This window comes from Mesorhizobium sp. NZP2298 (assembly GCF_013170825.1).
Taxonomy (GTDB): Bacteria; Pseudomonadota; Alphaproteobacteria; order Rhizobiales; family Rhizobiaceae; genus Mesorhizobium.
Genome location: NZ_CP033365.1, coordinates 2,271,948 through 2,294,528 on the forward strand (window position 1 = coordinate 2,271,948; position 22,581 = coordinate 2,294,528).

Annotated in this window: 19 protein-coding genes and 1 pseudogene; 7 read left to right on the top strand and 13 right to left on the bottom strand. The window is 61.1% G+C overall.

What is annotated here, in order from left to right; genetic code table 11:
* Positions 1-88: 88 nt before the first annotated feature.
* The 3 genes from EB231_RS10950 to EB231_RS10960 form a co-directional block, all read right to left on the bottom strand.
* Positions 89-940, bottom strand: a complete 852-nt coding sequence (locus EB231_RS10950; protein ID WP_172348818.1) for an endonuclease/exonuclease/phosphatase family protein — start codon at positions 938-940, stop codon at positions 89-91.
* 120 nt (positions 941-1,060) lie between these two features.
* A complete protein-coding gene (locus tag EB231_RS10955) occupies positions 1,061-2,524 on the bottom strand; it encodes a phospholipase D-like domain-containing protein (RefSeq protein WP_172348819.1) in 1,464 nt (487 codons plus the stop codon).
* Between the two features lie 229 nt (positions 2,525-2,753).
* Positions 2,754-3,650, bottom strand: a complete 897-nt coding sequence (locus EB231_RS10960) for a LysR family transcriptional regulator (RefSeq protein WP_172348820.1) — start codon at positions 3,648-3,650, stop codon at positions 2,754-2,756.
* A 267-nt stretch (positions 3,651-3,917) separates the two neighbouring features.
* On the opposite strand from EB231_RS10960, the gene EB231_RS10965 reads away from it, so the two are divergent.
* The 5 genes from EB231_RS10965 (at position 3,918) to EB231_RS10985 (ending at position 7,304) form a co-directional block, all read left to right on the top strand.
* Entirely contained in the window at positions 3,918-4,652 is a 735-nt protein-coding gene (locus tag EB231_RS10965) for an SDR family NAD(P)-dependent oxidoreductase (RefSeq protein ID WP_172348821.1), read from the top strand.
* Between the two features lie 53 nt (positions 4,653-4,705).
* A complete protein-coding gene (locus EB231_RS10970; protein ID WP_172348822.1) occupies positions 4,706-5,458 on the top strand; it encodes an SDR family NAD(P)-dependent oxidoreductase in 753 nt (250 codons plus the stop codon).
* Between the two features lie 91 nt (positions 5,459-5,549).
* A complete protein-coding gene (locus EB231_RS10975) occupies positions 5,550-6,149 on the top strand; it encodes an NADPH-dependent F420 reductase (RefSeq protein WP_172348823.1) in 600 nt (199 codons plus the stop codon).
* Between the two features lie 82 nt (positions 6,150-6,231).
* On the top strand, positions 6,232-6,660 hold the full coding sequence (locus EB231_RS10980; RefSeq protein ID WP_172348824.1) for a nuclear transport factor 2 family protein: 429 nt from the start codon (positions 6,232-6,234) through the stop codon (positions 6,658-6,660).
* Positions 6,661-6,671: 11 nt separating this feature from the next.
* Positions 6,672-7,304 (top strand): class I SAM-dependent methyltransferase, encoded by a 633-nt coding sequence (locus tag EB231_RS10985; RefSeq protein WP_172348825.1) that lies wholly within the window; start codon positions 6,672-6,674, stop codon positions 7,302-7,304.
* 451 nt (positions 7,305-7,755) lie between these two features.
* Here EB231_RS10985 and EB231_RS10990 read toward each other — a convergent pair whose 3' ends face one another.
* The 4 genes from EB231_RS10990 to EB231_RS11005 all read right to left on the bottom strand — a co-directional run bounded on the left by EB231_RS10990 (position 7,756) and on the right by EB231_RS11005 (position 10,845).
* Positions 7,756-9,294, bottom strand: a complete 1,539-nt coding sequence (locus EB231_RS10990; protein WP_172352865.1) for a carboxylesterase/lipase family protein — start codon at positions 9,292-9,294, stop codon at positions 7,756-7,758.
* A 304-nt stretch (positions 9,295-9,598) separates the two neighbouring features.
* Positions 9,599-9,808 carry a hypothetical protein gene (locus EB231_RS10995; protein WP_172348826.1) on the bottom strand — a complete coding sequence of 70 codons (210 nt, stop codon included), beginning with the start codon at positions 9,806-9,808 and terminating at the stop codon, positions 9,599-9,601.
* A gap of 55 nt (positions 9,809-9,863) precedes the next feature.
* Positions 9,864-10,637, bottom strand: coding sequence for a type I methionyl aminopeptidase (gene map, locus EB231_RS11000; protein ID WP_172348827.1), 774 nt, complete (start codon positions 10,635-10,637; stop codon positions 9,864-9,866).
* A gap of 1 nt (position 10,638) precedes the next feature.
* Positions 10,639-10,845: a ParD-like family protein gene (locus EB231_RS11005; RefSeq protein WP_172348828.1), complete on the bottom strand. Its 207-nt coding sequence runs from the start codon at positions 10,843-10,845 to the stop codon at positions 10,639-10,641.
* A gap of 376 nt (positions 10,846-11,221) precedes the next feature.
* On the opposite strand from EB231_RS11005, the gene EB231_RS11010 reads away from it, so the two are divergent.
* On the top strand, positions 11,222-13,567 hold the full coding sequence (locus tag EB231_RS11010) for an HAD-IC family P-type ATPase (RefSeq protein WP_206681904.1): 2,346 nt from the start codon (positions 11,222-11,224) through the stop codon (positions 13,565-13,567).
* Positions 13,568-13,574: 7 nt separating this feature from the next.
* On the opposite strand, the gene EB231_RS11015 is transcribed toward EB231_RS11010, so the two are convergent.
* A complete protein-coding gene (locus EB231_RS11015; RefSeq protein WP_172348830.1) occupies positions 13,575-13,964 on the bottom strand; it encodes a MucR family transcriptional regulator in 390 nt (129 codons plus the stop codon).
* Positions 13,965-14,222: 258 nt separating this feature from the next.
* Between EB231_RS11015 and EB231_RS11020 the strand changes: the two are divergent.
* Positions 14,223-14,318: pseudogene (locus EB231_RS11020) on the top strand (ATP-binding protein); the annotation flags it as partial.
* 171 nt (positions 14,319-14,489) lie between these two features.
* On the opposite strand, the gene EB231_RS11025 reads toward EB231_RS11020, so the two are convergent.
* From EB231_RS11025 to EB231_RS11045, 5 genes are all read right to left on the bottom strand, one after another.
* Positions 14,490-15,443: a sensor domain-containing diguanylate cyclase gene (locus tag EB231_RS11025; RefSeq protein WP_172348831.1), complete on the bottom strand. Its 954-nt coding sequence runs from the start codon at positions 15,441-15,443 to the stop codon at positions 14,490-14,492.
* Between the two features lie 128 nt (positions 15,444-15,571).
* Complete coding sequence (locus EB231_RS11030) at positions 15,572-17,455, bottom strand: sensor domain-containing phosphodiesterase (protein WP_172348832.1); 1,884 nt, start codon at positions 17,453-17,455, stop codon at positions 15,572-15,574.
* Positions 17,456-18,298: 843 nt separating this feature from the next.
* Positions 18,299-19,240 (bottom strand): Acg family FMN-binding oxidoreductase, encoded by a 942-nt coding sequence (locus tag EB231_RS11035; protein ID WP_340163205.1) that lies wholly within the window; start codon positions 19,238-19,240, stop codon positions 18,299-18,301.
* 383 nt (positions 19,241-19,623) lie between these two features.
* Positions 19,624-20,028 (bottom strand): host attachment family protein, encoded by a 405-nt coding sequence (locus EB231_RS11040; RefSeq protein ID WP_172348834.1) that lies wholly within the window; start codon positions 20,026-20,028, stop codon positions 19,624-19,626.
* Positions 20,029-20,076: 48 nt separating this feature from the next.
* Positions 20,077-22,464, bottom strand: coding sequence for a phosphoketolase family protein (locus EB231_RS11045; protein WP_172348835.1), 2,388 nt, complete (start codon positions 22,462-22,464; stop codon positions 20,077-20,079).
* Positions 22,465-22,581: the final 117 nt, after the last annotated feature.

Sequence of the window (22,581 nt, forward strand, 5' to 3'; positions counted from 1 at the left end):
TCGACCTGACATCTGAATCCGGCTCTAAATCAAGGAGATAGAGCATGATGTCGTCCGAAAACCGCTTCACACTTTTCGGCATCATGCTCTAGTCATTCATCATGCTAGTCATGGTGGTGTGATCGGCTGAAACCATATGATCCAGGCGCACGAAGGCTGTGAGCGGCAGATGATCGGAGGCAACGCGCGATAGCGGCGTATCGTGCGCTTCGACCGCCGCTATCATTCCGTGCCGATTGGTCATGATCCGGTCGAGCGCCAAGAGCGGCAGGTTGGAAGGGAAGGTGGGGACCGCCGGCGGTTGCGGCCCGAAAGTCGCATGCAGCGTGTTGAGCGCGGAGCGGTTTCCAAGCCGCCATTCGTTAAGGTCGCCAAGCAGCAGGGTCGGCTTCTCATCGGCGCTGCTCATGATGTCCAGCACGACGCGAGCCTGCTGGGAGCGTGAATGGCGCAGCAAGCCGAGATGGGCGGCGATGACGCGCAATGTCCGGTTTCCGTCGAGGTCGATCTCCGCCACCACCGCGCCGCGCGGTTCCAAGCCCGGAAGCCTGATCTGATGCACGTCACGGACGACACCCTTCTTGAACAGCAGGACATTGCCGTGCCAGCCGTGACCCTTGCCTGTGGCCGAGATCGGCACCGGCACGAGGCCGGTTTCCCGCTCGAGGCGGGGCAGATCCAGGAGGCCGTCACGGTCGCCGAAACGGTTGTCCGCCTCCTGCAGGGCGATGACATCAGGGTCGATTTCGCGGATGACGCGGCTGGTCCGCTCAGGGTCGAACTTCCGGTCGACACCGATACATTTATGGACATTGTAGGAAGCGACCAGCGTGCCAGTGGCGGCGGTCGCCTTGTGCGCGGCTGCGTTTGCCTTCCGCATCCGCCGGTCACGGATGGTCAAAAGCACGCTTGCCGGAAGGCTGCGTCCGTTCATTCGCATCGTGTGCTTGCCATTCCTGCTGCCTTCACCATGCACTTCAAATAGAGTCTTTGCGCCTATGTTCCATGACCGACATCAAACTATCCGCCAAACACGTCGTTTTGTTTAAGTCAGACCTCTCTAGAGATAGGGTGATCCCAGCCATAGGATACGGTCGAACAGCCGGATGATGAAGGGCCGGGCCCGCAAGGAGTCCAGAGTGACAGGGATGGCCGTTTCAATTGCCGATCCAATCCGGGTTTCGATCTCGTGGGCAAAGCCCGCGTCAAGGACCTCCAGATCGATCTCGAAGTTGAGCCGCAACGACCGGGCGTCGAGATTGGACGAGCCGACATAGGCCCACACGCCGTCGATCGAAAGCAGCTTGGAATGGTCGAATGGGCCTCCCGTGCGCCATATGCGGCAATAGTTCTTCAAGATCTGGTCGAATTGCGCGGTCATGGCGCGGTCGACGAGGAAGAGATTGTTCACCGCGGGCACCACGACATCGATCTCGACGCCGCGTCGGGCGGCGGTGATCAAGGCGCTGATCAGCTCCCGGTCCGGCAGGAAATAGGGCGACATCAGGCGGATCGACTTGCGCGCGACCGAGAACGCACCGATCAGCAGTTTGTGGTTGGTCTCATTGCTGGCATCAGGCCCGGATGCAACCGCCCGCACCAGCATCGGTTGGCCAGGTGGCGGCGACAGCGGCGCAATTCGCCAGGCATCGCCCTTCAGGGCCTCGTTGGTGGCGAAACGCCAGTCTTCGGCGGCAACCGAGAACAGGTCGGCGACGACAGGCCCGGTGACCTTGAAATGCGTGTCCCTTGCGCTGTTGGGGCCCGCGAACTCGGCGGAAAAACCCTTGCGGATGTTCATGCCGCCGGTAAAGGCAACCGTGCCGTCGACCACAAGGATCTTCCGGTGGGTCCTGAGATTGGCGTAAGGCAAGCGCAGGCCCATGACGATGTTGCCGTTGAAGACGTCGGCGGGAACGTCGGCCTTGCGCAGATGACCCAGGATGCTGGGGACGGAATAGCGGGCGCCGACGGCGTCGATCAGCACCCGAACGGTGACGCCGCGCCCGACGGCGCCGGCCAGCGCCTCGACGAACAGCAGGCCGACGGCGTCATTGTCGAAAATATAGGTCTCAAGCAGGACGCTTCGTTCGGCGCCGTCGATCGCCTTGCACATGGCGGCATAGGCCTCGTCGCCGGTCTCCAGCACGTCGATGGCATTGCCTGGGTTGAGCGCGCGCCGCGCCACCCTGTCGCCCAGCGTCCGCAGACCGGTGAAGCGCTGCCCGTACCGTTCGACAATGAGCGCCTCCTCGGCAGCGACGTCACCCTCGTGCTTGGCGGCCACCGCATCGCCGGCAAGCGGGCGCTGCGCGGTGATCGTGGCGCGGCGAATGCGGTTGATGCCGGCCACGGCATAGATCAGCACGCCGAGGATCGGTGACAGCACCATCACGCCGACCCAGCCGGTGGCGGCGCGGACATCCTCCTTGGTCATGACGGCGTGGGCGATGCCGACGGTCGCCATCACCACCGAGATGATTGCCAGGATCTGGGTCCAGTGAGTCGCAATCGTGTCGAACATTGCCGGGACTATCCAGCGAGCGATCGCAGAAGGCAATGCAGCCGATCATGCTTCGCATTCGCAGGTGGCGCCCATAGCTCGGTCAGCACTTTGGATAGGCATCAGCGCCACGGGATTGGCCTGGGCAAAACCACGCGCCCATCCCGCGCAGCGGGTTCGTTCTCCGGCCCAAATTCGGGGCAGGGTGCAGTTGTATCCACGGCAAGCTTCGCCGGCGACCTGACGCGCGTCAGTCGCGCGATACGGACAGCCCCGTGAGAAGCGGCGCGTATGCCGCGAGCCTGCGGGATATGAATTCGGTGAAGAGCCGCACGCGCTTCGTCTTGCGTGTCTCGCCCTGTGTGAGAAGCCAGAGCGTTCCATACATGTGCAGGTCGGTGCCCGGCACCCTCACCAGCAGGGGGTCGGCATCGCCGATGAAGCACGGCAGTGTCGTCATCCCGAGCCCCTGCCGCACCGCGACGATCTGCGCCTCGCCGTCCGTGACCCTGAACGGAACCTCGGCGGTGCGAACCTCACCTTCGTGAGCCCAGTCCGGGATTCCATGAATGCTTATGACGATCCACCGGATGGGATCAGGCGCGCCCGAACGCCATGCGGCTAGTCGATCCCGGGATATGTAGACGCCGCCGAACAGCTCCGGTCCCTTCAGACCGTGGAGATTGAGCGGCAGGGTTTTGCGGTCGTAAACGACGCGGATCGCGACGTCGGCCTCTCGGTTGGTCAGATTTGCCAGCTCGCCGGACGACAAGATTTCCATCTCGATGTCGCGATGGAGATGCGCGAAATCGGCGAGGTCCGGCATGAGCAGGTGTGTCGCGAGGGTCGGTGCCAGTGTCACGCGCAGAAGCCCGCGCACGCTCTGGTCGCGACCGAAGACGCGCGTCTCCAGCTGCTGCGACGACGCTTCCATCTGTTCCGCGAGCTCGAGGACTTCCTCCCCCGCTGCCGTCAGGCGATAGCCCGAAGGCAGCTTCTCGAACATATGCGCCCCAAGGCGTTCTTCAAGCTGGGCGATGCGTCGAAGCACGGTCGCGTGGTTGACGCCGAGGTGCTTGGCGGCGGCCCGCACCGAGCCTCCGCGTGCGACGGCAAGAAAGTAGCGAACGTCATCCCAGTCGATCATGGTGCAATCCCGCACCGCGCGGTGCGCCGTCCAAAGGTCTAACCTATCCTACAGCAGTACAGGGCGGTATCGTAGCATGTCTACGAGCGGGCTGCATTTCCGAACGGCGGAACCTTATCGTCGCGGCTGCCGTCGAGCCATACCGGATCGATTTTGCACCACCGATGTGCGCGCTTCCCCACTCAACGCCTGACCCTGGCAGACCCATCTTCAAGGCCTCGGGACGTTCCCGAATGACCAAGGCGGAAGCCTGGAGGGATGCAAGTCATGATCAGATTGAATGGAAAGACCGCCGTCATCACCGGCGGCGCTACCGGCATCGGCCGCGCGGCTGCAAAGCGATTCGTAGAGGAGGGCGCGTTCGTCTTCATCTTCGGCCGCCGACAGGAAGCGCTCGACGCCGCTGTGGCGGACCTTGGGCCCAATACCCGCGGGGTGAAAGGCTCGGTCTCGGATGAGGCCGACCTCGACCGGCTCTACGCGGCCGTGAAGGCCGAGCGCGGAAGCCTCGATATCGTCTTCGCCAATGCCGGGGCCGGAGGCCCGCTTCCGCTCGGCAAGATCACCGCCGAGCACATTGACGAAACCTTCGACACCAATGTGAAGGGCACGATCTTCACGGTCCAGAAGGCGTTGCCGCTGATGGGGCCGGGCGGTTCGATCATCCTGACCGGATCGAGCGCCGGCACCACGGGCGCCCCGGGATTCACTGCCTACAGCGCGAGCAAGGCGGCCGTGCGCAACCTCGCGCGGACCTGGGCGGAGGACCTGAAGGGCACCGGCATCCGGGTCAATGTATTGTCGCCCGGGGCGACGGCGACTGAACTCGCGAAGGAAGCGCTGGGCGAGGAGGGCCAGAAGGCCTACGGCGCGATGACTCCGCTCCAGCGCATGGCCGATCCCGCGGAGATCGCGGCGGTGGCCGCCTTTCTCGCGTCGCCGGACAGCAGCTTCATGACCGCCAGCGAGGTCGCCGTCGACGGCGGCCTGGCGCAACTCTGACTCCCACGCTTCTCAAACTTTACGACAAAACACACGACCAAAGGTGAAATATTATGAAAAAACTCGAAGGTAAGGTTGCAGTCATCACAGGCGGAAGCAGCGGGATTGGCTTGGCGACGGCCAAGCGCTTTGTAGAAGAAGGTGCACACGTCGTAATCACCGGGCGACGAGAGAAAGAGCTGAAGGAGGCCGCGGCCTTCATCAAGATTAATGTTACGACGGTCGTGGGCGACGTGTCACGCTTGGAAGATCTGGACCGGCTCTTTGCCATCGTGAAAGAGAAACATGGTCACATCGACATTCTCTTCGCGAACGCTGGCGCGGGGACAATCGCACCGCTCGCAGCGGCTACTGAGGCCCACTTTGACCAGACCTTCGACGTGAACGTGAAGGGGCTGTTCTTCACTGTGCAGAAGGCCCTTCCCCTCTTCAAAGACGGCGGTTCGATTATTCTGAATTCTTCGGTTTCGAACGTGCTGGGCTTGCCGGGGTTCAGCGCATACGCCGCGAGTAAGGCGGCAGTGCGCAACTTCTCGCGTGCTTGGACCCTAGAGCTGAAAGACCGCAAAATCCGAGTGAATACGATGAGCCCCGGAGCAATCGAGACCCCCGCCTTGGCGACAACAACGGGCCTTACCCCTGAGCAAGCCGAACAAGCGGTCGCCCAGTTTGCTTCCCAGATCCCAATGGGTCGCAGGGGTAAACCAGAGGAAATCGCGGCTGCTGTCACGTTCCTTGCCTCCGATGAGAGTTCTTACATCACCGGTGTGGATCTCGCCGTTGATGGAGGCATGGCGCAGGTTTGAGCCCGGCGCGGTCCCGTGGCTGGCCCTTCAGTCCCGCCAGTAGTGACCCCGCTTCTCAAACTTTAGTTCCACACAAGATAGGAGAAACATTGTGAGTTACGCAATTATCGGCTTTGGCAATATCGGCAAGGCCCTGGCCAAGGCGTTTGCCCGCAAGGGCATCGACGTGTCCGTTGCAACGACGCGCGACCCGGAACGCTTTGCAGCCGATGCGGCCGCGATCGGCCCGACGGTCATTCCCAAAAAGCTGGCGGACGCGGTCAAGGCGGACATCATCTTTTTGGCTGTCCGTTTCGAGTCGCACCCGGAGGTCGCGAAGGCGCTTGCCACCTGGCAGGGGAAGACCATCATCGATGTGACCAATGCCTACGGCGTGCCTCCTGAAAAACTGGGGGGACAGCCTTCTTCCAAGTTCATCGCGCAGGCATTCCCTGGTGCAAGACTAGTCAAGGGCTTCAACCATCTGATCGCTGCCGTCCTTGACCAGGATCCGGCCGTGCATGGTGGCAGGAGAGTCGTGTTCCTGGCGAGCGACGATGACGCTGCCGCAGCGGAGATTGGTGCGCTCGCGGAAAAGCTCGGTTTCGCGCCGATCAAACTTGGCGAGCTGTCGGAAGGTGGGCTGCTGGTCCAGGCGCGCGGAAACAGCTGGGGTCAACTGATCTTCAAGGACCTTGTCAAGTTCGACTGAGGAACGACGTGCCAACCGGCAGGGCCACGATGCACGGATCGGATCGAGCGCGATGCGATCCGTGCGAAATGGAGAAATTCCCATGATCATCGAGGAGAACATCCAGACCGTGAAGGACTTCTTCGCCGCGATCGGCCGCGGCGACAGGGAGGCTCTGCTGACGTTGGTCGCCGAAGACATCGAGTGGATCATTCCGGGCGAAGACTGGCCGCTGGCCGGAACGCGCCACGGACACGCCGGGCTGGCGGATTTGCTGGAGACAGCATCGAAGTCGATAGAAACGTCCACGGAACCCCGGGAGTTCGTGGCGCAAGGAGACCGGGTCCTCGTCGTCGGCTTCGCGAGGGGAAGGATGAAAGCCACGAACAAGACGTTCGAGGATGACTGGATCTTCGCCATCACCGTCCGGGACGGCAGACTGACCAACATCCGGGAATATGTCGACACGCAAGCACTGGCGCGCGCCGCGCGGATGGACGCGCCCGCGCGCTCGTCTAATGCCCAACCATAAAGGAGATACCGATGTACGACCAATCCAAGCTATCCGAATTGATCCGGTTCGCACGTGTCGATGCGGGCTCCACTGTCATTGACGTTTACCCAGGCGACGGCGACTGGACGCGCCTTTTCTCCGACGTCGTGGGACCCGAAGGTCGGGTCTACAGCTTCGTGCCGGCCGAAGTCGCCGACTTCAAGAACGATCCGGTCGGCCGCATGCGGACGCTTGCGAAGGAGCCGGGCCGAGAGAACGTCGAAGTCGTCTCGGCGGACCTCGTGGCGATGCCGCGGGCCACGCAGCCAGCGGATGTCCTGTGGCTGCACCTGTTCTACCACGATCTTCACACCGCCCTGATCCAGAAGAGGGGCGCGACGGCGGCCGACTTCAATCGAGCCGTCCACGAGCGGCTGAAGCCCGGTGGGTGCTACGTCATCGTCGACCACGCCGCCGCCGCTGGGTCGGGCACGAGCGACACTCAGTCGTTGCATCGGATCGACCCTGCATCCGTCCGCGAGGAGGTAGAGGCAGCCGGCTTCGTACTGGACGCGGAAAGCACCATCCTCGCGAACAAGGATGATGCGCACTCGACCAAGGTGTTCGATCCTTCGATCAAGGGCGAGACCGATCGCTTCGCCTATCGGTTTGTGAAGATCTGACACTGAGCTATTCGCCAACGATGAGGTCGCACTCGTACTGGAGGCGGCTTTGACAAGTGCGACGACCGATTGTGGGTTGGTTTGGGAACGAGAGCTTACCGCAGACGTCGGTTAGAACCGGATCGTCCGCTGCCGGCTCCCACAATCCCAACCGAGGATGTACCTGGACGGTCCTCTCGCGGCCAATCATGGTCGAAGGAGAAACGAAATGGGACATTCTCACTATGACCCCACCGCCCCCGATCGCCGCGCGTGGAACGCGGGCAAGAAGGTCGGAACGAAACGCCCCCTGAACCCTCGACAGATATGGGCAATCCGATTCTTTCTCGATCGAGAGCGGCGACTGCGCGATCGAGCCCTCTTCGATTTAGCAATCGATAGCAAGTTGCGGGGCTGCGATCTCGTCAGGATCAAGATTGACACCCTGGTTCTCGGGGGCGAGTTTCCTACTTCAACCGCCACTATAAACCTTTTTCCACAAGTCGAGCCGGGCCTTCAATGGATCAGGCCCGATGGTCACACCATCATTAGTGAAGTCGATGACCTTGTCCTCCGACGCATTGTAGGGCGGCCATTCCGGCCGCCCGTTGCCATTCGGGTCGCCGGTTTTGGCAAATGCCACCCAATACGAACTGGCCAAAACGCCCATGCCCTTGTCGGCCTCGGTCACCTTGTCCTTCACGACTGCGGCGGGAATGTTGAACACATAGGGTATCTCAAAGCCATGCAACGTGCCCTTCCATTTTGGGCTGCTGCGCAGCGCTTCGGCGACATAGGAGAAGCGATACCAATAGGTCGGCTGGCCGGCACGGGCCACTTCGTCGGCGAGATGACGCGACGGCTCGACCAGCGTTTTGTCCGCCAGCACCTGCTGTTTCAGTTCGTCCAGCGTCTCGGTGCCCTTTGGATCGTAGAGCTTTCTTGCTTCGCCTTTGTTCGATCCGAACATGGCGAACAGCGCTCTCTTGTTTTTTGCTACGCCAACGCCAAGGTCGCGATTGTTGGCGCCAACCATGACCGGCACCATGGCCTGATGACCGGCGGCGAAAGCAGCTTCGGGCGTCTCGGTCAGGAACTTCCCGTCAATTATGGAACCTGCCACTCCCACAACCGGCCTGCCGGAGGCCATGCCGTCGATTGTTGCCCCGGATGAAGTGCCCGCTACGACCTTGTCCGCCGGCAGCTTGCGTAGGGCAGCGAGCGCCTTTTCATCTTCGCCCTTGATGCCCATGGAGCGTGCATAGGCGAGGGCGCGTTTTTGGGCCTCGTCAAGAGTTGTCAAGGGAAGCGATTTGGCCCGCGCCGTCGGGACGCCGGGCGATTGCAGGATGGCGCGAGCAAAAAGACCGCGCGACATGGGCGACGTCAGGTGAGCCATGACCGAACCACCGCCGGCAGATTCTCCGAAGATGGTCACATTCTTCCGATCTCCACCGAACCCGGCAATGTTGTGCTGCACCCATTTCAGGGCTGCAAGCTGGTCCATGTAGCCATAGTTGCCGTGCACCTCGTCGGGGGCTTCCTTGGCAAGCGCCGGGAAGGCAAAAAAACCCAGCCGGCCCATTCGGTAGTTGATGCTGACGACGACAACTCCTTGTGAGGCGAGCGCTGCGCCGGGGTATTGCGGCGTGTTACCGTGAACCAGGGCCCCGCCGTAGATCCACACCATGACAGGCATCGGCTTGTCGGACGTCGCGGCTGGCCGCCATACATTCAAGGTAAGGCAATCTTCGGACTTGGGCAGATCGTCCACCTGCATGCACGATGGGCCGAATTCCTTGGCATCCAGGACACCTTCCCAAGGCTTCACTGGCTGCGGGTCGCGCCAGCGCAAATCGCCGACAGGCGGTGCGGCGTAGGGGATGCCCTTGAAGCTGACGACACCATCCGCAGTCACGCCGCGAACCGAGCCCCCTTCGATGGCGACAGGCACATCGGCCGCGTGGGCGATGCCGCCAAGCAAACCCAAGATGATGGTAGCCAGTTCCATTTTTCGATATAGGGAAAATTTCAACATGACGACGATCTCCTCACTCATCGGCCAAGTTAAAGCCCAAGAACTTTACACCTGAAACGTCCGACCTGGAAACGGTTGGTAGTCTTTCTCTCGAAAAGCGCACCTTCGATTCCAGTCCAGGCGACGGCGATGTGTCTGTGTACGAAGCCGCCTTGCGAAAGTTAGATGTTTCCGGTCTGTGCTCGAAAGTCGCATACTTGGCAGTGAGGAACCCTCCACTGAAGGGCAACAACCGATACGTCCAGCGCTCGACCACCTTCCCGTCGGGCCGCGCAGCCTACCTGCGATGCCTCGTCGACGACACCAGATAGCCCAACGCAAGCATCATGGCGCCGACTGCGATGCCCACGCTGATCACGCCTGCGGGTGTGATCCTGGCACTGCCCTGCAACGTGATGTGCTTTCCCACACGCAGGTCGAAAACGGACTTGATTTCCTCGGGATGCAAGGGAACTTCGGATGAAGTTCCTTCTTGAGCAACTGACATTTCCAGTCTCCAGTGCGAACATGCTGGGCACTGTAGCCCGAAATTTCGGTAAAGATCACGCACTGCGCTCCAGCATCTCGTCGCGGCGCAGGGTCAAGACTTCGACGCCAGTCCTCGTGACGGCCACCGTATGCTCGAATTGGGCGGAGAGCTTCCGGTCGTTGGTCACGACCGTCCATCCGTCGCTCCCGGTCGAAACCTTGCGGGTGCCCTGGTTGATCATCGGCTCTATGGTGAAGACCATGCCCTCGCGCAGCTTCAAGCCCGTTCCCGGCCGTCCGAAATTGAGCACCTGCGGTTCCTCGTGCATCTCGCGGCCGATGCCGTGCCCGCAGTATTCTCGCACAACTGAATAGCTGTTTCTTTTGGCGTGCCGTTCGATCGCGAAGCCGATGTCCCCCAGATGTGCTCCGGGCCGGACCTGCCGTATCCCTTTCCACATGGCCTCCTGGGCGACCCGCACGAGCCGCCTCGCGGCTGGTGCGGCATTGCCGACCAGATAGGTCTTGCTCGAGTCCGCGATGAAGCCGTTCTTTTCAAGCGTGATGTCGAGGTTGATGATGTCGCCGTCACGGATGATCTCGCCTGGATCGGGCACACCATGGCAGACGACATTATTGATCGAGCAGTTCAGGACATATTTGAAGCCATATTGCCCTTTGCTCGCCGGACGCGCGGCGAGATCCACGGTGATGAAGCGGTCCACCAGATCGTTGACCTCCAATGTCGACATGCCGGCGAGTTCCTGCTCGTCCAACATTTCGAAGACCGAGGCCAGCATCCTGCCTGATACGCGCATGAGCGCCAGTGCGTACGGGGTCTTTACCATGTCAGGCGACCGTTAGATCCGCGAGACCCACATGCGCCGCCGCGAACTGCATCTTCACGATCTCGTTGAAGGAGAGGGTCGGATTTGCTTCGGCCAGCATGCCGACCTTCATCCAGAACTCGGCCTGCGCATTGATGGACCGGCACATCACTGTACTGGCTCGACGAGCTTCCTCATGCAGGTCGTCGTCGATTTTCACGATGCCCATCAACGCCTCTTAAAGCAGATAACATATGAACCATATATGATTCGTATATTGCCTGGTCAATCTTGTTCTGATCCCTGATCGCCTCCGGGCGAAGAGGACATTGACGAAAGCGCCGGGACACTCTCGAACGACGATGGCCGGGATGACGACATAGTGAACGCTCGCCCTGGGCAGTCGGCTCAAAGTAATCAGAAGGTCATTTCCACCACAGCCGACGATATGGCAGCTTGATATCTGACCCACGGCCCATCGCAGGTCGCAGTCGGGAAGATTGTCCTGCTGGAACGGCCGGGCAAAGAATGCGCCTGGCGATCGTCCGATATCAACTGCGGCAGGTTCGTCATGTGAACCCTGCACAAATCATAGGTTCATGCCCTTGGAAGCTGTAGCTCAAGACAATGCCGTTGAGTTGCCTCCGGGCCTTTCCAAGGAAGTGGCCGCGCGGCTTCTCGCCGAAGCCGGTCCGAATGAGGTTGCCTCGACCGAGGAGCATCCGGTTCGCCGCGCGTTACGCCACTTCTGGTCGCCGGTGCCGTGGATGCTGGAGATCACCATCGTCCTGCAATTGGTAGCAGGTGAGCGACTTGAAGCGGCTATGGTCGGCATACTGCTTGTGATCAATGTCCTGCTCGCAATCGTGCAGGAAGGGCGCGCGAGCGCGACACTGGCCCTGCTTCGGCAGCAACTGGCCCCGAAAGCGAGGCTAAGACGCGATGGTGCGTGGTCCGATGCTCCGGCATCGGTGCTGGTACCGGGCGATATCGTGCAGCTTTCGCTTGGCGGCATCGTGCCGGCCGACGTGCGCCTGCTGTCCGGCTCGGTGCTTCTGGATCAGTCGATGCTGACAGGTGAATCCGTTGCCGTGGAGCAGCAAGGCGGCGCTACCGCCTATGCCGGTGCTTTGGTGCGGCGGGGCGAAGCGGTCGCCGAAGTCGTGGCGACCGGTCCGCGAACCTATTTCGGCCGCACCGCCGAATTGGTTAAGACCGCGGACGTCGAGAGCAGCGAGCAGAAGGCCGTGCTCGGCGTCGTCAAGGCGCTGACCGCGGTCAACATGGCAATCGTGGTGGCGATGGTCGCCTACGCCTACACCATCGGCATGACGGTGGCGCAAATCGTGCCGCTGGTGCTGGCCGCGCTTCTGTCCGCCGTGCCTGTCGCCATGCCGGCGGTGTTCACCTTGGCGGCGACAGTCGGTGCGCAAAAACTTGCACGTCAGGGCGTGCTGCTGGCCAGGCTCTCCGCCTTGCAGGAAGCCGCGATGATAGACGTGCTTTGTGTCGACAAGACCGGAACGCTGACGGAAAACAGTCTCGGCGTCGGCCAGGTGATCGTCCTGGCTGCGGGAATGAATGATGCCGCGGTGCTTGCCCACGCCGCCGCCGCCAGCTCGACCGATGGCCAGGACCCTGTCGATGCAGCCGTCCGCGCAGCAGTCTCCCATTCATCGGAGCCGGCCTTGAAGGTGCTCCGCTTCACGCCCTTCGATCCCGCGGTCAAGATGTCGGAGGCGATCACCGCCGGGCCGGACGGCCAAGAGATTCGTATCGCCAAGGGTTCGCCGATCGCCATTTCCACACTCGCGCCCTTAACTCCAGATATGCAGGCCTCCATAACCAACCTTAGCAGCGAGGGATATCGCGTCTTGGCGGTCGCGGCCGGCAGCGCGGGAGCCATGGCGGTGCTCGGCCTTATCGGGCTCAGCGACCCGCCGCGTGCGGACTCAAAGCCCTTGCTCAGCGACTTGAAGGCACTGGGCATCGCGCCGATCATGATCACTGGCGACACCGCTGAGACCGCGGGTACCGTCGCTCACGCCATCGGGTTGGATGGGCCGGTTTGTCCGCCAGGCCGAATCCCGGAGAAGGCAGCGCCGCAGGACTATGCTGTCTACGCCGGCGTGTTCCCGGAAGACAAGTTCAAGCTGGTGCGCGCCTTTCAAAGCGAGGGCCATGCTGTTGGCATGTGCGGCGACGGCGCCAATGACGCTCCCGCGCTGCGCCAGGCGCAGATGGGCATCGCCGTCGCCAGTGCCACCGACGTCGCCAAGTCCGCTGCTGGTCTGGTGCTGACCGCGCCAGGCTTGCGCGGCATCGTGGCTTGTATCGAGGAGGGCAGGGCCGCCTTCCGGCGTGTGCTGACCTTCACGCTGAGCATGCTGGTCAACAAGGCGGTGACGCTGATCGTCATGGGCGGCGGGCTGGTGATGACGGGTCACGCAGTGATGACACCGCTGCTCCAGGTTCTCTGGATGCTGACCGGGGACATCGCGATGATGGCGCGCGCTGGTGACCGTGCCAAGCCTACGCCCTATCCCAACGCGTGGCGCATCCGAGAATTGACGCTTGCCGCGCTGCCATTGGGGGCCGTGAAGCTGACCTATGCCATGACGATACTGGCTCTTGGCTGGTTCTGGCTACGGTTTGACGCCGAAACGATGCAGAGTCTCACCTTCCTTACTCTCGTGCTGGCTGGGCAGGCGACGAGCCTCGTGCTGCGCGAGCGCGACCATGTCTGGCAATCGCGTCCTGCGGCCGTGCTTTTGGGGGCGATTGCGATCGCGGCGGCCGTCGCAACGACCTTCGCCTGGGCCGGGTGGTTCATGGCGCCGTTACCGGATTGGCTCATTCTGGCGCTGTATGGAACGACAATCGGCTTTGGCCTGGTCTTCGATGCTGTAAAGGTTGCCGTGCTTAAGCGCCTGCCGGTGGACCGCCGATGATATGTTCTCAATGTGATACGTCTTGCCCCCTCTTGGCGGGGGAGGAAAAGCGGAATGATGGAAAGCATCTCTCGAAGCGGTAATCCGCTGGCAGGCCCCATTTCGCGCGGTACTCGTCCGGCGTCAGGCCGTAGTGGGTCGCGAGGTGCCGCTTCAGCGACTTGAGCTTCCTCCCGTCCTCGAGGCTGATGATGTAGTCCGGCGCGGCCGATTTCTTGATCGCTACCGCAGGCTTGAGAGCTTCGGATTTTTCCGGCGCGCGATCTTCGCTGACGGTGCCCTTCGATGCAGCGTGGATCTGCCCGAGCAGGGCAGGGAGATCGCCAACGGGAACCGGCATCGTGCTGGAGGTTATGCGCGAGCCAATGCTCGCCCTCCTGCTTGCCGGCGATGCCATCTATCTGCTGCTCGGTGATCTGAAAGAGGCGATTATCTCCTCGCATTTCGCAGGGCAATCGAGGCGCTGTTCGCTTCACGCGCCTTGGAGGAAGCAGACCTTATCGTGGCGGGTGCCTATAGCCATTCGCAGTTTCGTGAGGCCCTGTTTGGGGGAATGACCGAATCCCTCCTTGAGCAATTCTTGCCACCGGTGTTGGTATCGCACTAAGGGAGGGGCCGCCCCACCGCCTGACGCCAGGAGGACTGCTTCGACGGTCTCTATGAACAGACCTCGATCATCGTCACCATCGACTTGTCGTTCAGAAAATGGCCAGCTGTCTTCGGCGACGCCAAGATGACGACTGCGCTGCTGGGGAGCAGTTCTGGAAGCCTTTTGACGGCGGTATTCAAGGCCCAACTTGATCGCACAATCTCTACAAAGCTTTCCCCGCTGCACGATATGGGCGAGGGAGTCCGAAAGCGCGCAACACTGACATTTCTTAAGCATTTGGAGACTCCCCGCTTGGGCGCTAGAGTTTCACAGTTAGGCCGCATCTGGATCTTTCGGTGCAAGGAGCAGCGCGACCTCAACGCGGTTGCGGCCCTTGTGCTTGGCCTTGTAAAGGGCGGTGTCGGCGGCAAGAAGCAGGCCCTCCGGCATGCTGATCGTCCCGCCGGACCGGGACAGTGCGGTGGCGGATCCGATGCTGACGGTGACATACCCGCCGCCTTCCGGATTATCGGCATGAGGCAGACCGAGTTTTTCGATTGCGACCCTCAGCCGTTCCGCTATTTCAACCGCTCCATCGGCATCGGTATCTGGCAAAATGATGGCGATCTCTTCACCACCGTATCGGGCTGCCTCGTCAGCGGGGCGATGAAGGGCATTCTTGATGGCAGTAGCAACGGCACGAAGACAATCATCGCCAACCTGGTGGCCGTATCGGTCGTTAAACCCCTTGAACCGATCGACATCGAGCAGCAGCAGGGACATCTTTCCGCCAATCCGAACGGTGCGCCGCCATTCCCTGTCCAAGGCCTCGTCGAAGGCTCGGCGGTTGCCCAGTCCGGTCAATCCGTCCGCCATCGCCAGCGCGCGGAGCTGCTCTTCGAGCTGCTTGCGTTCTGTTATATCTCTCATGATCAGGACGAAATCGCTTGGAACGCGAGTTACAGGATCTCGGACGATGCGCGCCTTGCTCTCCACCCAGACAGTCGTGCCATCTTTCCGTCGGACCTCGAGCGCCAAAGGTGCGCCTTCGTCGGCCCCGGCAAGCATAAGTGCGGTTTCGGCAGCGATGCCCTGGAGATGCTCGGGCGGAACGAACACTTCCGGGCCATGCCCCAGCATTTCCTCGGGTAGCCATCCTAGAAGTCGGGTGCATGACGGTGAAACATAGCGCGCCTTCATGTCCGGTCCGATTTGCATGATGACGTCACCGCTGTTCTCGGCGAGCATTCGAAAATTCGGCTCCTCGGCGACAATGCCCGAAGGCATAACCAGACTTCCCGGAACTTGCGTGGGCTCGGCTTGACCGAGACTCTTCCGAAAGAGTCGTAACGCGGTTGGCAGACGCATATTTGTTTCCCTCCCCGGGTCTTGTGCTGCGGACCCGCAGCAGTCTTTCACCCTAGGAACCGGCCGTGGGGGCGTCCTGTCGGGCGATCGAATTGGTCTTTGCCAGCCAGATCGTCTGCCATCCCGGTCTCGTGCTCGCCGATTGGTTGAGCGAACCGAACCAAAAGTCCTGTTGCGATCTGGCGGGACACCGCTTGTGAGAACAGATATCCTTGACCGAACTGGCAACCGATCTCCGCCAGCAGACTGGCCTGAGCTTCGTTCTCGATGCCTTCAGCGATGACCCGGATGTCGAGCTTGCGTGCGATGCCAATCAAGCCCTCGACGATGGCCAGGCTTGGATCTCCCTGGACAAGGCGATCAATGAAGGATTTGTCGATCTTGATGATATCGACCGGCACCGTCAGCAGATGCGTGAGCGAAGCGAAGCCAGTTCCGAAATCGTCGAGTGCGACGCGCAGGCCATGGGCGCGTAACACCTTGATCTCCCGAGCGACGATCGGATCGCGCTGGCCGAGATAGATCGACTCCGTGACCTCCAGAATGATGTGCTTTAAGGGAACGTTCTCGCGACCGAAGGCTGCTTCGAGACGTGCGTACAGCGTGCCACTATGAAAATCGGCTGAGGTGATGTTGATGCCGATATGCTGCAGCGGAATACCTTGATCCAGCCAGGAGCGCGCGTCCGCCGCGACGATCGCCATCATGCGTTCCGTCAGATGCGAGGCGACGCTCGCATCGGAGGTCGCCTGATGAAATTCGGCGGCAGAGACGACCTCTCCGTCCGGCTTGCGAAGGCGGCAGAGCGCCTCCATGCCGACGATCGCGCGGCTGTCGAGCCGCAGGATCGGCTGATAGAACGCGTCGATCCGCCCTTCGCTCAATGCCGCGTCGACATCGCGGATCACCTCGATACGGGTCTTGATCGCGCTGCCGATTCCTGGCCAATAAAGCATGAAGCCGCCCGGCGAGGTTTCCTTGGCGTGGTAGAGTGCGAAGTCGGCATTTTGGCGCACGCTTTTCGCATCGCGGTCGTCAGCGGACAACACTGCACCGCCGATCGTTGCCCGCGGCACGATCACATGTCCGTCACAGTCGGCGGGCACAGCCAGGGCATCGAGAATATGATGCGCCATACTCTCGATGCTGGCGAGCGCTTCTGCTCCCTGGAGGATCACGGCGAACTCGTCGCCGCCCATGCGAAAGACCCGGTCTGGCGCCACGCTTGCGGCGATACGGAACGCTACCACCTGCAACAGAGCGTCGCCGGCCGCGTGGCCGAAGGTGTCGTTGACGGCCTTGAGGTTGTCGAGGTCAACGACCAGAAACGCCCAGGCGCCCGGTTCCGCGCTGGGCAAGCGCTCCAGAGCGACGTCAAGACTCGCCCGGTTCGGTAAGTCTGTCAGGGCATCGACATAGGCTTTGCGCTCGCGTTCGATCACCCGCTGGTGGCGCTCGAGCGCGATGGCGCACAGGGAGGTGGACGAGGCGACGACCTCCTTCTCGCGCGGGGTGGGGCCGCGCTTCTCTGGAAAATACAGGGCAAAGGTGCCGAGCACGGCGCCCTCCGCGTCGCAGATCGGGCTCGACCAGCAGGCCCTCAGGCCAAGCGCCAGGACGGGCTCCTTGAAGGCGATCCAGCGCGGGTCGGTCGCGATATCGGTCGCAGCGACGGCCTTTCCGAGATAGGCCGCAGAGCCACAGGAGCCCACCAGCGGGCCGATCATCAGACCTTCAAGCCGAGCCGTATATCCATCCGGGAAGCTGGAGCCTGGCAGGGGATGCAACAAGCCGTTACCGTCAACGCGCAGAACGGAGCACCAGACGCCCGGCAACAGTTTCTCGATCTGGTGGCAAAGTCGGTCCGTCGTCGCTTCGAGCGTTTCGCCCCTGGCGATCATTTCGAGGATGGTGTTCTGGAAATGCAGCATGTTACCCGCCGATCCTCGATTGCGGAAACTTTCCAATCCGGCTCGTTTCCGGATGAGATAATTATCAGGGTACAACGTGAATAATATTATAATTTGAGCTAATTATTTTTAATATTAATTTTCCGTCATGAAAAAATTGTCAAGAATAACCGAAATTACGGATTTCGTCTTCAGCAAGATGGATCGTGTTGATCGACTGCCCAACGTTACGTTCTCCGGCAACAATTGTAACAAAAACCGTATGCAGATAGGTGCAACGGGCTCGAGAGCTCCACGTTATGATGGCAAATTGCTTCGAAGCGGCGTTCGATTCTAATGCAAAAATATCTGCCTTCGTTATCGGATTGTCATCCTATCCACACAAAGGATTCAGCATTGATACGCCGGCACTATCATTGTCGCTAGGCGTATTCAAATGACTTTTACGCCAGATCACGATTGCAATTCTGGAAAACTTTATCGGCGTGCTTATGCCAATCGTCAGTTGGGTCAGTGGCGTCGCCGCAAGATCGACATAGAGACCACTTTGTTCTTCCCTTCGTATCCATCTCTAAGCGCCATGAGGCACAGAGTCGCCGGGATCCCGAAGACAATCGTTCCAATAAAGACCTGAAGCATGACCGTGTGTCCTGTTGACCAGATATCCAAGTCTGCGAACTTGGCTCCGTTCAACGGTAGAGACATTGCGCCGGATCAAAATGTGGAAGAGTTTTTCTCGCAATTTCTGCCGATGGCCCTCGTCTTCGAAGGAACACGAATGAGGCCGTGGCCGATGCAAAGCGTTGCTGGCGCTGATGATCCCGTCAAATCACGCCACCAAGCGCGTCGCGCGGACGATATGCCTTAGCTCAGTACGGCAGCCACGGGACGGCGGGGCGAGAAGGGTAGTTGGGGCCCGTAGCCGAAGCGGATGACGATGTCGGGCCGCCGTCCGTTCTCGCCGACGAGAGCTGCCAGATCTGGTCGGAGCCGTGCAACCTCGACCGGCTGGTTGATGAAGGCATGCTTGAGCCCAAGACTGGTTGCCGTAAGCAACAAACGCTGGCAGGCGCGCCCGATCGCGATCCAGTGGGCTTGGTCCGCGCGGTCGGCGAGAAGGATGGCGATCCCTGGGGAGGAGTCGATCTGGCGTGCATATTTGTCGTTCTCGCTCGCGGCCCTGAAGAACAGGTCGAAAGCGATGTGGCCGAGAGGGTCCGGCAGCACGGGATTCTCGCTGGCCGCCGAGAATAACCCATCGCCGGTCATCATGGCACTGCGTGGATTGAAGCGAAGCCATTGCCTCAGTTCGGTCATGAAGGCTGGATCGGCCATCTGCGCGCTGTTGCCGGCGACGACCAGATCCCGCACCCGGTCGATCTGCGCACGATCGGTAAGAAAAACGACGCGAACGCCTGGCGTCTCGGCGGCCTGTCGGAGCTTTTCGATATCGGTGATCGCCACTGGACGTCCATCATAAGTCGCGCGCGTGGATTGGCGCATGGGGATGGCCGCAAGCAGCGGGTCAGGACGGACCGCGCCCTTGCCGAATGAATAACGCGGATACCCACGATCGGGGTCGATTTGCAGTTCCCCGGGCAGGCCTGCCGCCGTCGCCGCTATCAGCAGGTTCTCGGCGGCGCAGCCGAGGCTGACGAAAAGATGATGATCGTCCGGATCGACCGCATGCGTTGCGCGCGAGAAGTCGGGCTGGATGTCGATGGAACTCTCTTCGACATGAAAGCGCCAGGGCTGGGTATTGTGGCTGTTGGCAGCGAGTGTTGCATAGCGGATGACGTCTGCCATTTTCGGTTCGGCCGGAACCGGCATGCGAAGGCGGGCAGAATAGCCATCATAGTCGGCCATCGATCCGGCGGCTGAGCGCCAGCCCGCGGCTCCCGCCCCGACCATAAGCAGCGCGCCCCCCGCGCCCATGAGCATGTTCCGCCTGTTCATCCCGACCTCCCTTCCGCACCAATATAGACTGGCCGACCGCCATGCGTTTGACCGAGGCCAGCGAGTGATGATTCACGAATGCTGTATGGCGGCCCGGTTGGTTGTGGGTCAGCGGCACTGGAAATCACGTGGTCTGTCCCGGACGAATTTCGCAACTTGCCGAGAAGAACCACGATGGAGCGGAGAAACAGTGGCCAGATCCAGCACGCTGACTCCTCCACCCTTCGCGGCAGTCACGATTCGGCAATGGCGGCTTCAATCGCCTCCCTTGAATGCTCCACCAAGTCCTTGGCAATTTGTCCCACCAGCTTCGCTTCCAGCACGCTGTGGAAATGCTGGCGCAATTCTCCAAGTGTGCGCGGATCGGCGATGATCGCAAGTGCCCCGATCTTCCCCGCAAGCGCCTCTCGGTTCAGATAGGCTGCCGCTGCCGCGACAAAATTGTCTTCCTCGAGACGAGAGCTGTCCGGATTGGCGGAACTGCTGCGATGCCGTCCGCCGGACCCTGTATTTTCCGGGTCGAGATCGAGCTCAGGAAGGTCGATCAGGGTGACGTGCGGTTCGTGGCCGTGGTTGCGGAAAAGCCGCATCCTTTTACCGTCTATGACCGCGACGAATGCCCCATTTGGCAGGATCATCTTTTTCTCCCTTCGTTAGAACTCAGTTCCGTCGAGCAGCAAACCCGCTCATTCTCTTCCCGGCCAGCGCCATCCCGCCACCTCGGGCATGTCCGCGCCGTGTTCACGGATATACTGGTTGTGCTCGATGAGTTTGTCGCGCATGGCCTGCTTGACATAGGCGGCGATCGGCCCGAGCCGTGGCACGCGATCGATCACGTCGGCGACCAGATGGAAACGGTCGAGATCGTTGCGCACGACCATGTCGAAGGGGGTGGTGGTGGAGCCCTCTTCCTTGAAGCCGCGGACGTGCATGTTGTCGTGGTTTGTGCGCTTGTAGGCGAGCCGGTGGATAAGCCAAGGATAGCCGTGATAGGCAAAGATCACCGGTTTGTCCTTCGTGAATAGCTCATCGAAATCGGCGTCGGACAGGCCGTGCGGATGCTCGGTCTTGGGCTGCAGTGTCATCAGGTCCACAATGTTGATGACGCGGACCTTCAGGTCGGGGAGGTGTTGGCGCAGCAGATCGACGGCGGCCAGCGTCTCCAGCGTCGGCACGTCGCCACAACAGGCCATGACCACTTCGGGCTCGCCGCCGCGGTCGTTGCTCGCCCATTCCCAGATGCCGATGCCGGCCGAGCAATGCTTGATCGCCTCGTCCATAATCAGCCATTGCGGCTGCGGCTGCTTGCCGGCGACGATGACGTTGACGCGGTTCCAACTCCTTAGGCAATGGTCGGTGACATAGAGCAGCGTGTTGGCGTCCGGAGGGAAGTAGACGCGTACGATGTCGGCCTTCTTGTTCGCGACATGGTCGACGAAGCCGGGGTCCTGATGGCTGAAGCCATTATGGTCCTGCCGCCAGACATGCGAGGTCAGCAGGTAATTCAACGAAGCGATCGGGCGGCGCCAGGCGACCTCCTTCGAGGTCTTCAACCACTTGGCGTGCTGATTGAACATAGAATCCACGATGTGGATGAAGGCTTCATAGCATGAGAAGAAGCCATGCCGACCGGTGAGCAGATAGCCTTCCAGCCAGCCCTGACAGGTATGTTCCGAAAGGATTTCCATCACGCGTCCTTCCGGCGACAAATGATCATCGTAGGAAAGCGTCTCGGCATCCCAGGCCCGGTCGGTCACCTCGAAAAGGTCCTGCAACCGGTTGGAGGCGGTCTCGTCCGGGCCGAAGACGCGGAAGTTGCGGGTCGAGGCATTGTTGTGCATCACGTCCCGCAGGAAGCCGCCGGTAATCTTCGTGGACTCCGCATCCGTGTCGCCCGGACTGTGGACCGTCACGGCATAGTCCCTGAAGTCCGGCATCCTGAGCGGTCGCATCAGAGCCCCGCCATTGGCGTGCGGATTGGCGCTCATGCGCTTGTCGCCCGCTGGCGCCAGTGCAGCGACCTCCGGTTTCAACCGGCCTGTCTCGTCGAATAGTTCCTCCGGCTTGTAGCTGCGCAGCCATTCCTCAAGCAGCCCCAGATGCTCCGGCTTCTCCATGGTGAACGGCACTTGGTGAGAGCGCCAGAACCCTTCCGCTTTCAGCCCGTCGACAGTCTTCGGCCCGGTCCAGCCCTTCGGCGATTTTAAGACGATCATCGGCCAGATCGGACGCTCGACGCTACCGCCGGTGCGCGCCTTCTCCTGGATGGCGCCAATTTCGGCGAAGGCATCGTCGAGCGCGGCCGCCATCTTCTGGTGCATCATCTCAGGTTCGTCGCCCTCGACAAGGATCGGACGATAGCCGTAGCCGACAAGCAGCGACCGCAGTTCCTCCCAGCCGATGCGGGCGAGCACGGTCGGATTGGCTATCTTATAGCCGTTCAGGTGCAGGATCGGCAGGACGGCGCCGTCGGTTTTCGGATTGAGAAACTTGTTGCCATGCCAAGAGGTGGCGAGAGGCCCGGTCTCGGCTTCGCCATCACCGATCACGCAAGCGGCGACCAGATCGGGATTGTCGAAGACCGCGCCGTAGGCGTGGCTGAGCGAATAGCCCAGTTCGCCGCCCTCATGGATGGAGCCAGGCGTCTCCGGGGCACAATGACTTGGGATGCCACCGGGAAAGGAGAACTGGCGGAAAAGACGGCAAATCCCGGCCTCGTCCTGCGAGACATCGGGATAGAGCTCGCTGTAGGTTCCCTCGAGCCAGGTCGACGCGACCACGCCCGGAGCACCATGACCCGGACCGGCGATGAAAAGAACGTTCGCATCCCGCTCGCGGATGATGCGGTTGAGATGGACATAGAGGAAATTGAGGCCGGGCGTGGTGCCCCAATGGCCAAGCAGCCGCGGCTTGACATGTTCCATCGTCAGCGGCTCGCGCAGGAGCGGGTTGGCCAGGAGGTAGACCTGGCCAACCGACAGGTAGTTGGCCGCGCGCCACCATGCATTGATCAGACCAATCTCGTCGGGTGCAAGCGGGGCTGCCTCGTTGGACGTTGGATTGCTCTCTTGCATTTGTCATTCGCCTTCCTTGTTGAAGCACCGCAGGGCAAGTTGCGGAGCGAGCCATGACGGACCGCCCGGAGAACGCAGCCCTGTAGGGCACATCGGCCCTCAAAATGATACAGCTCC